The following is an 11,606-nucleotide window of genomic DNA, read 5'->3' on the forward strand; positions in this document are numbered from 1 at the left end:
CACACACATTAAAACTGTCTTTCGATAGAATATTAATGATTTATGAAACACCCTCATTTAAGTACAGCGCAACAACGCATCACCTGCGACGGTAGCCACAGTTCCTGTTATGTTTCGAGCGCAGGTGATGCCTTTTCGCCTTTTAACGAAACCATGTCCGACAGTCAAGAACGGATCGCATCTGAAATTTTCCCCTTGCAAATTTAATTCCAAATCGTGTATACTTTATAGCATGAAATTAAGGCACTGTACCGGATGCTTGTAAGTCTGTTACGGCACCCCAGTGTGTCTCTCTTTAAATACTGCAAGACAAGGGGTAGAACTTGACCGATAAGCTTTTAAATTCCTTAAATGATGTTCAGCGCGAAGCCGTCCAGCATGTTGAGGGACCTGCTCTTTGCCTGCTTTCTGGAGCGGGTAGCGGCAAAACGCGTGTCATCACACACCGCATCGCCTACCTAATCAAACGCCACGGTATTTCTCCATTCCGCATCCTCGCTGTGACCTTTACGAATAAGGCTGCGAATGAAATGAAGGAACGGCTTGATGTTCTAATTAGTGAGAACATTAGTAAAGACGTTTGGGTGGCAACCTTTCATGGAACTTGCGCTCGAATCTTACGACAAGAGATTGATAAATTAGAAGGTTATACCCGCGCTTTTACGATCTTTGACACGACTGATCAGGCGGTTGTTGTCAAAGAGGCTCTCAAGAAACTTGGATATGAAAACAAACAACATAATCCGCGTGCCATCCTAAGTCATATTAGCCGTGCGAAAAACGATTTCCTCAAACCCGCTGCATATGCCGACATTGCAGGTGACTACTTTGAAGAGATTGTCGCGCAGGTTTACCCTATATATCAAGATTTGCTCCGTCGAAATAATGCCCTTGATTTCGACGACTTACTTCTCTCTACTTTAGAATTGTTTGAAGATTATCCAGATGTACTTAAAAACTATCAGCGCAAGTTTAGGTACATTCTTGTTGATGAATTTCAAGATACGAATCAGTGTCAATATAGAATCGTGCGACGACTAGCTGAACCTGAAGGCAATCTCTGTGTTGTTGGAGACGATGATCAATCTATTTATGCCTTTCGTGGTGCCGATATCAGAAATATTCTTAACTTTGAAAAAGATTACGGAGATGATGCCAAGGTATTCCCTTTAGAACAAAACTACCGATCTACAAAAAATATCTTAGATGCGGCGTGGAATGTCGTCCGTAACAACAAAGCACGAAAGCCGAAAAAACTCTGGACTGAAAACGAGGAAGGCGATCCTGTCATTTGCTATGAAGCAATCAACGAGAGTGACGAAGCTAACTACGTCGCCACGCAGATTGAAAATTTGCACGTGGAAGGAGTTAATTACGCAGACTTCGCCATTTTTTACCGGACTACTGCACAATCTCGAATCTTTGAAGAGGCACTTCGGGCAGCAAACATTCCGTATCAGATTGTCGGTGGTGTCGGTTTCTACGATCGGATGGAGATTAAGGATCTCCTTGCCTATCTTCGTGTGATGTGCAATCCTGATGATTCAATTAGTCTCCGGCGTATTATCAATGTTCCAGGTCGTGGTATCGGCATGAAAACGATCCAGCGGCTCATTGATTTTGCAGTCACCGAACAAATTTCCTTGTTTGAGGCAGTCGAGCGCGTTAATGAGATCTCGCAAATTAGTAGTGGTATTAAGGCAAAGGTCAGAAGGTTCAATAAAATCTTTGACGACTTAAGTAACGATATCCTACCTTCCGATGCCTTATATCATGTCTTACAGACCACAAAATATCTTGAAAATCTTGAGAGTCAGAACACGCTTGAGGCGCAGGGTAGGATTGAAAATATTGAACAACTGATTAGTGCGGTTACTGAGTACGAGTCCGATTCTTCAATACCGACCCTCGCCGATTATCTAGAAAATGTTGCCCTCACAACGGATGTAGATGCTATGGAAACTGATGAGACGAATATAGTGCCGTTGATGACCCTGCACAGTGCCAAAGGGTTGGAATTCCCATTTGTCTTCATTGTCGGTGTGGAGGAGGGGTATCTACCGCATCAACGATCTATTGATGAGGCAACGGAAGCCGCAATAGAGGAAGAACGTCGCCTCTGTTACGTCGGAATCACGCGAGCGATGGAGCGGCTCTATCTTATTCATGCGGATTCAAGACGAATGTTTGGTAATTCAGAATACCGTGCTCCATCACGCTTTATCTCTGAGATTCCGGATCATCTTATCAAACGCGTTGACCGATACCATTCTCCATTCCTAGAAGCAGAGTCCGCGTATGAATCGGTTTCCGAAGAGTCATCAGATTACTACGTTGATCAGATTATTGATCATCCGCAGTTCGGGAGAGGCAAGGTAACGAAGATCAGTGGAGCGGGACAAGATGTTTATGTCACTGTTCGGTTTAGTCGTGCTGGCATGACGAAGCAATTCGCCGCTTCACTTGCACCACTGACGATATCTGATTATTAATAGGCGGAGCCGTTCAGTTAAAGGAAGGAGTCGGGAATTGGAGTTCCCTCCTACCGAAGAATAAGGAGATTGAAATAGGAAAAATGGCAACGATTACCACCGAAGGCGTACACCATGTCGCGAACCTGGCTCGCCTTGAATTTAACAAGGAAGAAACAGAGCATTTCACCGAGCAGCTTGCCCGAATACTTGATTATATCGGGAAGTTGAATGAACTGGAGACGGATGATGTGCCGCCGACATCGCACATCCATCCGCATCAAGTTTTCATCTTATGTTCACAGGCTGACGCGACGCATGTCGCCAAACCTGATGTTGTCAAACCTTCCTATCCACGCGAAGAGGTCATCGCGAACGCCCCTGAGGCTGAAGAGGGATATTTCGGCGTTCCGAGAGTAGTTGACCGCAGCCACTAAAAAAATACTTTTCAGAGGAGGAGTCATCAGTTTTCAGTTCGGTTTTCTTTCAGAAACCTTTCAGTTTTCAGTTAAGAGCAAGAGGCTTACGCGCAGGTTCTGCTCTTCTCTTTAACTGATGACTGATAACTGATAACTGATAACTGATAACTGAATGTCGCTTTGTGAATTGACGGCACACGCCTTGCACGAAAAGCTCAAAAATCGGGAAATTACTGCTGTAGAGTTGGCGGAATCTGTCTATGCGCGTATTGATGCTGTGGAACCTCATGTCAAGGGGTACCTGACGCTAACGAAGGAGTTGGCTTTAGAACAGGCGGGTCGCGCGGATACAGGTTTTCAAAACGGGGACGAGATGCCATCTTTGGCAGGTATCCCGATCGCGATTAAAGATGTGATATGCACGAAGGGTGTGCGCACAACGTGTGCCTCTAAAATCCTTGAAACCTTCGTCCCTCCATACAATGCGACTGTCATGACCAAACTTCATGAGCAGGGCATTGTGATGGTCGGAAAGACGAATATGGACGAGTTCGCTATGGGTTCCTCGACCGAAAACTCAGCGTATCAGATTACGCATAACCCGTGGGACTTGGACACTATACCCGGCGGCTCCAGCGGTGGTTCTGCCGCTGTTGTGTCTGCGGATACCGCGATCTGTTCGCTCGGTTCAGATACTGGGGGTTCGATTCGCCAACCCGCTGCACTCTGTGGTGTCGTCGGGATGAAACCGACGTATGGGCGCGTCTCTCGTTATGGTTTGGTGGCGTTTGCCTCTTCGCTCGATCAGATTGGTCCATTTAGCAAAGATGTCACCGATTGTGCGCTGGTCCTGAATGCTATCTGTGGAAGTGACGCGATGGATGCAACCTCTGTTGATATTCCGGTGCCAGATTTTACACAGAGCCTCATCAACGATGTGAAAGACTTGAAGATCGGTGTCCCCAAAGAATATTTCACGTCGGCGTTGGACGCAGAAATTGCTGATTGCATACATACTGCGATTGCTGTGCTTGAAGGTCTCGGCGCAACCGTTGAAGAGATTTCATTGCCACACACGGAATATGCGATCGCGACCTACTATATTATCGCTCCTGCCGAAGCGAGCGCGAATCTCGCGAGATATGATGGAGTCCGCTATGGATACCGACATGAGAATCCTGAGGATCTAATCGGGATGTATAAAAAGACGCGGAGTGAAGCGTTCGGTGAGGAAGTAAAACGCCGGATTATGCTCGGCACCTTCGCACTGAGTGCGGGCTACCAAGACGCTTATTATAAAAAGGCACAAAAGGCACGGACGCTAATCAAATCTGATTTTGATGCCGCGTTTGAGAAGGTCGACGTTATCGCAACACCGACCTCGCCGACGCCAGCGTTCAAAATAGGTGAGCGGACTGCCGATCCGTTGCAAATGTATCTTTCGGATGTTATGACGACACCAGCGAGTCACGCTGGGTTACCCGGTATCTCTGTACCGTGTGGTTTTGTAGAGAGCGGATTGCCCGTTGGGTTACAACTTCTCGGCGCGCCTTTTGCCGAAGAAAAGGTCCTGCAAGTTGCTTATACCTTCGAGCAGAACACTGAGCACCATTGCCAGAAACCGCAAATCGGAACTGACGGAGTTGTTTCATGATGAACAATTTAGCGGCACCGATTGGTGGTCTCATTGGTGCAGTGATAGGCGGCGCGCTTTGGGCAAAATATATCCAGTGGACAGGACGCATTGATGGCTTCGTTGCTATTGGCATCGGTGTATTGACTGGCGTAGGGATACTCCTCACGAGTAGCCGCTGCCTTGAACGTGAGGCAAAAACGATGTGGCGCGTTGTGAGTATTGCCGCTGCCTTTTTCGCTATACTCGGTATCTTTATTGGGAAATATTTTGATGTCCAGTGGAATGCAGTCGCACAGATCGCGGAACAGCTAAGCCAAGAGCATAATATATCGATAGCGCAAGCCATGCCGATCGCGAAAACTGTGTTTAAAGGACAATCTGTCTGGGAATTAATGCGGACACGGATGAGTGGCATCTACGACCTGCTCTTCTTTGCAGCAGCTGCCTTTTTTGCTTTTCGTATTCCAAGTAGCCAGTGGCTACGAAATTATCTTTACTAACTAAAATTTACGCAAATTCCATCTCTTTGGCGGAGTGGTTGTTGACTATCAGTCTGTAGCCGTCAACATTGTTTTCACCGGCCACACGCGCCTCTTTACCTTAACCATCAACTCGCCTACAGATACTTTTGCTAAAGCACGAGTTGATGGTTAATGCCGAAGACTGATGGCTGATAGCCAATACGTCAGCAGGAGGAAATAGACAATGAAACTTTTAACAGGGGGTTTTGGGAATCTACAAATTTCGCCCAGAACCTGTTTTCACGTCTTTGTATTGATAGGTCTTATCTGCGCGTTTGTACCCTTCGGTTGGAGTTCGGAAGAAACCGAAAAAACGGATGATGATATACTCCTCGAAAATCTCGCGCTATTCTCAGAGATTCTCGCTCATGTCCAACAAAGACATCTTGATACACCGGAGACCAAAGAGATCGTAGAAGGTGCCATCAAGGGTATGCTTCGCAAATTGGATCCATACAGCCAATTCATTTCGGACTATCGTGAATTTCAGACCCAGAACTATGGCAATTATGGTGGTCTTGGCATGACAGTCGGTATTCGAGAAGATATGCTGACTGTGATTACACCCTTTAAGGATAATCCTGCTGCACTGGCTGGCGTGCAAAACGGTGATATCATCAGCCACATTGAAGATGAATCGACAGCAGTCATGTCGCTGTCTGAAGCTGTTAACCTGTTACGTGGTGAACCGGGGACCCCAGTTTCCATCACGATTGTGCGCGAGGGTGAGAGCCGTCCGATTCAGCTTGCTATCACGCGTGAAGTCATTCGGATCCCGAGCGTCGAGCCAAATGTTATCGGAGATAAGATCGGCTATATCAAAATCAATCAGTTCCTTCAGACAACGGCTAACGACGTGGATAATGCCTTGCTTGACTTCAAGAAGCAAAATGTGCGAGGTGTTATTCTCGACCTTCGCAATAATCCCGGTGGGCTCCTCACTTCGGCTGTCGATATTGCGAGTGACTTTCTTGAGCCGGATCAGCTTGTTGTTTATAGTCAGGGAATTGAAAAGCGGGATAACTTCAAGGCAAAAGGGGCGAAAAGAGCGGATTTGCCGCTGATTGTGCTTGTTGATGGTGGTAGTGCGAGTGCTTCTGAGATCGTTGCGGGGGCCGTAAAGGACCACGGACGGGGATTGGTTATGGGTAGTAGAACCTTCGGTAAAGCATCGGTGCAACGCATATTCCCACTAAGTAATTCAAAAGCTGCTGTGAAATTAACCGTCGCAAGTTATTACACGCCGAGCGGGGTTGGCATTGATAAAGTCGGTATCATGCCCGATGTTGAATCACCGGGGTTTAGTTTTTCTGAGCAGAAAATGCATTTGAAGCTTCGGAATCACGAGAAACTCAAAACCTTCATAGAAGACCACGGCGACGATGTGTTAACGAAACTCGCCACTGCGGAGGATGCACCTCGCGATGACCGGCATGCCGTAAAGCTCCTGAGGAGTTACCAACGTTTGGCGGACGCGCTTACAGAGGAACAGATTGTTCTCAGCGATATTGGTATGAAATACGCCCTTGCTGAAATTACGGAAGACCCACGTGACGAACTTGAACATGATCCACAAATCGTCGCCGCTATGGAACAGTTGAAAGTGCTTGAACTCTTCGCAAAGAAGGATTGAAGGAGGGAATCTGATGCCTGACGTACAAACGTCACTGCCGAATTATATTGATTGTACATGGCAACAATCCGCAGCAGATGAATTACTTGACGTTACGAATCCAGCAACAGGTGAGGTGCTCGCCCAGGTGCCGCTTTCACCCGCTGCGGAGGTTGATCAGGCTGCGACAGCTGCCGCCGCTGCGCTCCAAGAATGGCGACGGACACCACCTGTCCAACGCATTCAATACCTCTTCGCTTTGAAGAATCTTTTAGAAGAAAACTTAGACGATATCGCCAGAACGATTACACTGGAGTGTGGTAAAACGCTTGACGAGGCAAAGGGTGAGATGCGGCGCGCCATTGAGAATGTTGAGGTCGCCTGCGGTATTCCGACGCTCATGCAAGGCACGAACTTGGAAGATATCGCGAGCGGAATTGATGAGTTTATGATTCGTCAGCCTGTTGGTGTCTGTGCTGCAATCGCGCCTTTCAACTTTCCCGGAATGATTACCTTCTGGTTTCTACCTTATGCGATTGCTTGTGGCAACACCTACATCGTCAAACCCTCGGAGAAAGTGCCACTCACAATGCAAAAGGTGTTTCAGCTGCTGGAACAGACCGGACTCCCTAAAGGCGTTGTGAACCTCGTTAATGGTGGCAGGGAGACTGTAGATGCGATCTTAACGCATCCAGAGATCCGAGCCATCAGTTTTGTCGGTGCGACAGCAACCGCGAAAGCCATCTATGCGAAAGCTGCAGCAAACGGTAAACGCGTCCAGTGTCAAGGTGGCGCGAAAAATCCGTTGATTGTCCTTCCAGATGCTGACCCGCAGTTTACTGTCAATGCTACGGCTGAAAGTGCGTTCGGGTGTGCTGGACAAAGGTGCCTTGCGGCATCCCTTACGCTAACTGTTGGTGAGGCACGTGGCTGGTTCACAGAAGCCATCGCTGACACCGCCACCGATCGGGTTGTCGGAAACGGGTTGGAAGAAGGGGTTGAAATGGGTCCCGTCATCACTGCCGAGAGTAAGAGCCGAATTGAGGGACTGATTCAGGCGGGTGTGGATGAGGGGGCGCAACTCCTTGTTGATGGCAGGTATCCGAGTATTTCCGGTGGTGAAAACGGTAATTTCATTCGACCGACAGTGCTCAACGACCTCAACCCGGAAGGCGAGATTGCCAGAACCGAAATTTTCGGACCCGTCTTAGGGCTCATCCATGTTGAGACGATTGATGATGCAATCGCGCTTATCAATGGCGGAAGTTACGGCAATATGGCGTGTCTCTTTACGAGTAGTGGTGCGTCTGCCCGAAAATTCCGTTATGAGGCGGAGATCGGCAATATCGGCATTAACATCGGGGTCGCTGCACCGATGGCATTTTTCCCTTTCAGTGGTTGGAAGGATAGTTTCTTTGGGGATCTCCACGGTCAGAGTTGGGATGCTGTGGACTTCTTTACGCAGAAGAAGGTTGTCGTTGAACGTTGGGCGTAAATTGACACCTATCTACTACCGCTTGTTTACCAAGGTTGTCTATATGATGGCGCATTGACAAAACGCTCCATCCCTAATTCCAAATCAATTTCCGTGTTAGGTGGTAGGTGGATGTGCAGATAAGTTCCATTAACCGGGACGGTGTCCCTATTCTGACCGTCGTTAACGTTCACTGAAGTGAAATTGTGTTCACCCATCGCACCCGCTTGCACAACGACCTCCCGCGGTTCTGTGGTGTTGAGATTGACGAGCTGCAGTCTGGTGGTGTCGGTTGTCATTTCAGTAACCAAGGCACCAACATCCGGTGGAAGTCCCGGTCGCTTCTGCTGTGCATCAAAATGCCGGACCCGTGTCACGAGTAACCCGCCGTTGTAGTGAGGCAATGGACCACCACACGTGAGTTGAACAAGTCCTTCACATGTAACGGGGTTGCGTCTCTGGAAATAAGCGTCTCCGTATCCTGCTGGATCTTCCTCATCATTTTCCATGTAGTTGAGGCGTTGTTCAACTTGCGATAGGTTATGATTGAGGATTGTTTCTGGATATTCAGGATAATCGCCTCGCATATACGCGAGCCACCCGCCATCGCGTCCACCACTATCTTTCGTATGATGCCACGCGTTGATGTCAAATTTGGATCCTGTCTTTTTAGCGATCTGCTCCGCACGCTGTTGATCAGCATCGTCCATTGACATTGCCCACAGATGTGCCACATCAGACGGATGCATCGGCATGAATTCAAACCAGCCGTCAATCTGTAGCGTCGTGCCATCCTCGTTTGTTATTGGATACTGCATCCACGGACCAGGCGTATAGTTTGCAATTCCAGGATCACCATACTTCTGCGGCACATAGAGTTGGTCGTTGTGTTCTATACCGTGCTGTATGAGCACATCAATCTGGGAACGCGGGAAGTCCATATACGTCAAATCTTTGTGAAGGAGTGCTGCATTCTGTGCAGCAACACTGACTGCCTGACCAACGCTATGCCACCCATGGGGCCAACTCCAGCCATAGCGTGAACCATACCACTTGCCATCTATATGTTCACCGATTATGCCCGAAAGCCCAACGTTATCCGGCACAATTCCACCATTTTCCTTTGTGCGCTCTATCCATGCATCAACATATTCCTGAACCCATGCCTGATATTTCTCTTCACCTGTGAACATATATGCATTGGTAGCAAGCGTCGTTGCAGCGAGATTGCCGACTGCGTCCCCTTTTCCTTGTCGTTCATAGATAATGCGTCCCATCAGATCGCGCAATTCTTCCCTTTCCAGCATCACATCACGACTTGTGCAGCCCGGAACATCAATAAACGGCAAATTGTAACCCATTGAGGGATAAAAAGATTCTCTTTCAAGGATCCAAAATGCTGGTCCTTTACTCCCGTTCATCGCACACTTGATGATTTTGTGTTCCGGGTCGTAATTCTGTGCATCAGGGTCTTCGTTCAAAAAGAATCCTGCGAACCGTATCGCGCGTTCAACATTCTTTGTATGTGACGGATCCGCCATACACAGCATATAAAACAGATAGTTCCCTTCGCTTTGGTGAAACCAGTCATATCCGGGTTGATACTCTTTAACGACCATCGGATAGTCGTGTCCTGAACCGAATCGTGTCATGTCCTTCGTGATAACATCAAATTCGGTTTGCCCATCTACCAAGAACTGCGCGGCGCCACCAAGCATGTAGAAGAGGGGCCAGTTATGGAAACTCTCATAAGCATCATCTAATCCATCAAAACTTTGAAAATCTGGATGTGTTGGCCAATACAACGTTCCATCTGGACGTGTGTATTTCTTCAAAACCTGCGGAGCTGCATCATTGATTTTGTCAATTAGTTCACGTTCAAGGACTGCCCACGTCGGTGGTGTCTGGAGTCGTGTCTGTGCTTCAATCGTTGGGAAGGTCATCTCTTTGCTCCTATGAAGGGGTGGAATCTTTGGGGTACAGTTGGTTGTAGTATATCATATTTTTATGTATTCGTGAAATTTATATTTTTACGTAACGGAAACAATTTGCGATTTGAAGGTGAATTATGGTATAATTGCGTGTAGGTAATTATCCGGCAAACAATATCGGGATCGGCTTCACATCCATGTTGAGAATCCTTATACATGGTTACGGGAGACAGAGAATGGACATCTTAGAGATGACGGATCTTGAACTTTATGAACTTGGGACTAAAAAACTTACAGAGCAAATGGGTACGACGTATGCTGCACAGTTTCTGCAGAAATGCAAACCACGTGACTATGATTACACTGCTGAGCGACATAAATGGCTATCCGACGACCCAGATATCCTCACGATGGCGAAGCAGACTCAAGCGGAAAAAGTGTTGCAAGCAAAAGAAGAAAGCGTTAAAGTTGAAAGAATCGCCGCGTGGCGAAAAGGTTTATTGGAACTCACCGATATTGAGATCTATGAATTCGGGTTTAAAGTCCTTGCCGATAGCCTTGGTGCTTACGGGTTGTTGCGGTTCATCACACAGCATTTCAAACAACTCAATAGGGATCAACCTATTGACCGGCCGCAGCCCCAGCCAGATAACGATGCGAGTTTGGTAAAGGCTGGACAGATGTCAACAACCGAACCACGCGATTAGCGGATGCTGGAGAAGCAGACGATGAAAGAGAATAAATTTCCCCCTGACTGGGATGAGGAACGTGTGCAAAGCGTCATTGATTATTACGAAAATCAGACTGAGGATGAAGTTGTTACTGAAGATGAAGCTGCATCGCAGAATGAATTCGGCATGCTAATAGAAGTCCTTGCGGAATTGGGACCCGCCGTGTGTGAGTGGATCCTTGAAGCCTTAGTTGATAATCAATAAAAAATGGAACAAGGCGTGTGATGAATACATTAGAAATGACAGATGATGAACTTTACGAAATAGGACTTAAAATCCTTACAGAGAAACTCGGTGCCTCTGAGGTGACGAGGTTTACTCGGCAGTGCAAACCGGGGAAAGGTGATTACTCTGTTGATCGGCATAAATTGTTGGCGGATCAGCCCGATATTGACACTATCGTCAAGCGGATCCAAGATAGACGTGCGGCAAGGGAAGCGGAAGAACGCGCACGCGCCAAAAGATTTGCTATGCCTCAAAGCGAAATCCAAAAAATGACAGATATTGAGATTTCTGAAATCGGGAATCAGGTTCTTATCAATAAACTTGGAGCTGCCGGATTCATAGGGTTTATCAGGATTTGTCAGGAACTTAACGGTGGTTATCCTCGTGACCTGATTGAGAATAGGGCAGAGGCTGAAGAAAACATTAAACTTTACACTGCAAGCCTGACTTTCAATCCGAAAATAGTTGAAGACTACATTAGCCGCGGCAATGCCTACAGCTACATTGGCGAGTATGATAAAGCCATTGCGGTGTACTGCCACCGGAAATTTAGACCACTCTCTAAAACAAGATTGTGATACAATAA

At 47.3% G+C, this 11,606-nt stretch carries 10 protein-coding genes; 9 read left to right on the forward strand and 1 reads right to left on the reverse strand.

Features of this window, described 5'->3' with window-relative positions:
- The first annotated feature begins 323 nt into the window (after positions 1–323).
- From OXH39_13620 to OXH39_13645, 6 genes are all read left to right on the forward strand, one after another.
- Positions 324–2,492 carry a UvrD-helicase domain-containing protein gene (locus tag OXH39_13620; GenBank protein ID MCY3551494.1) on the forward strand — a complete coding sequence of 723 codons (2,169 nt, stop codon included), beginning with the start codon at positions 324–326 and terminating at the stop codon, positions 2,490–2,492.
- A gap of 83 nt (positions 2,493–2,575) precedes the next feature.
- Positions 2,576–2,908 carry an Asp-tRNA(Asn)/Glu-tRNA(Gln) amidotransferase subunit GatC gene (gene gatC, locus OXH39_13625; protein ID MCY3551495.1) on the forward strand — a complete coding sequence of 111 codons (333 nt, stop codon included), beginning with the start codon at positions 2,576–2,578 and terminating at the stop codon, positions 2,906–2,908.
- Positions 2,909–3,062: 154 nt separating this feature from the next.
- Positions 3,063–4,544, forward strand: a complete 1,482-nt coding sequence (gatA, locus tag OXH39_13630; GenBank protein ID MCY3551496.1) for an Asp-tRNA(Asn)/Glu-tRNA(Gln) amidotransferase subunit GatA — start codon at positions 3,063–3,065, stop codon at positions 4,542–4,544.
- Positions 4,541–5,026: a hypothetical protein gene (locus OXH39_13635; protein ID MCY3551497.1), complete on the forward strand. Its 486-nt coding sequence runs from the start codon at positions 4,541–4,543 to the stop codon at positions 5,024–5,026. Before gatA ends, OXH39_13635 begins: the two co-directional genes overlap by 4 nt.
- A 205-nt stretch (positions 5,027–5,231) precedes the next feature.
- On the forward strand, positions 5,232–6,680 hold the full coding sequence (locus OXH39_13640) for a S41 family peptidase (GenBank protein ID MCY3551498.1): 1,449 nt from the start codon (positions 5,232–5,234) through the stop codon (positions 6,678–6,680).
- 13 nt (positions 6,681–6,693) lie between these two features.
- Positions 6,694–8,154: a CoA-acylating methylmalonate-semialdehyde dehydrogenase gene (locus OXH39_13645; GenBank protein ID MCY3551499.1), complete on the forward strand. Its 1,461-nt coding sequence runs from the start codon at positions 6,694–6,696 to the stop codon at positions 8,152–8,154.
- 26 nt (positions 8,155–8,180) lie between these two features.
- Here the strand turns inward: OXH39_13645 and OXH39_13650 are convergent, their stop codons facing one another.
- Complete coding sequence (locus tag OXH39_13650) at positions 8,181–10,076, reverse strand: hypothetical protein (GenBank protein MCY3551500.1); 1,896 nt, start codon at positions 10,074–10,076, stop codon at positions 8,181–8,183.
- 224 nt (positions 10,077–10,300) lie between these two features.
- Here OXH39_13650 and OXH39_13655 point away from each other — a divergent pair, with 224 nt between their 5' ends.
- The 3 genes from OXH39_13655 to OXH39_13665 are packed head-to-tail and all read left to right on the forward strand — an operon-like array spanning position 10,301 to position 11,598.
- A complete protein-coding gene (locus tag OXH39_13655) occupies positions 10,301–10,771 on the forward strand; it encodes a hypothetical protein (GenBank protein MCY3551501.1) in 471 nt (156 codons plus the stop codon).
- A 21-nt stretch (positions 10,772–10,792) separates the two neighbouring features.
- Positions 10,793–10,999 carry a hypothetical protein gene (locus tag OXH39_13660; GenBank protein ID MCY3551502.1) on the forward strand — a complete coding sequence of 69 codons (207 nt, stop codon included), beginning with the start codon at positions 10,793–10,795 and terminating at the stop codon, positions 10,997–10,999.
- A gap of 20 nt (positions 11,000–11,019) precedes the next feature.
- A complete protein-coding gene (locus tag OXH39_13665; GenBank protein ID MCY3551503.1) occupies positions 11,020–11,598 on the forward strand; it encodes a hypothetical protein in 579 nt (192 codons plus the stop codon).
- The last annotated feature ends 8 nt before the right edge of the window (positions 11,599–11,606 follow it).

This window comes from Candidatus Poribacteria bacterium (assembly GCA_026702755.1).
Taxonomy (GTDB): domain Bacteria; phylum Poribacteria; class WGA-4E; order WGA-4E; family WGA-3G; genus WGA-3G.

Coding starts and splice junctions, on each gene's coding strand:
- gatC (MCY3551495.1), top strand. CDS start 2,576: ATGGCAACGATTACCACCGAAGGCGTACACCATGTCGCGAACCTGGCT.
- gatA (MCY3551496.1), top strand. CDS start 3,063: ATGTCGCTTTGTGAATTGACGGCACACGCCTTGCACGAAAAGCTCAAA.
- OXH39_13635 (MCY3551497.1), top strand. CDS start 4,541: ATGATGAACAATTTAGCGGCACCGATTGGTGGTCTCATTGGTGCAGTG.
- OXH39_13640 (MCY3551498.1), top strand. CDS start 5,232: ATGAAACTTTTAACAGGGGGTTTTGGGAATCTACAAATTTCGCCCAGA.
- OXH39_13645 (MCY3551499.1), top strand. CDS start 6,694: ATGCCTGACGTACAAACGTCACTGCCGAATTATATTGATTGTACATGG.
- OXH39_13650 (MCY3551500.1), bottom strand. CDS start 10,076: ATGACCTTCCCAACGATTGAAGCACAGACACGACTCCAGACACCACCG.
- OXH39_13655 (MCY3551501.1), top strand. CDS start 10,301: ATGGACATCTTAGAGATGACGGATCTTGAACTTTATGAACTTGGGACT.
- OXH39_13660 (MCY3551502.1), top strand. CDS start 10,793: ATGAAAGAGAATAAATTTCCCCCTGACTGGGATGAGGAACGTGTGCAA.
- OXH39_13665 (MCY3551503.1), top strand. CDS start 11,020: ATGAATACATTAGAAATGACAGATGATGAACTTTACGAAATAGGACTT.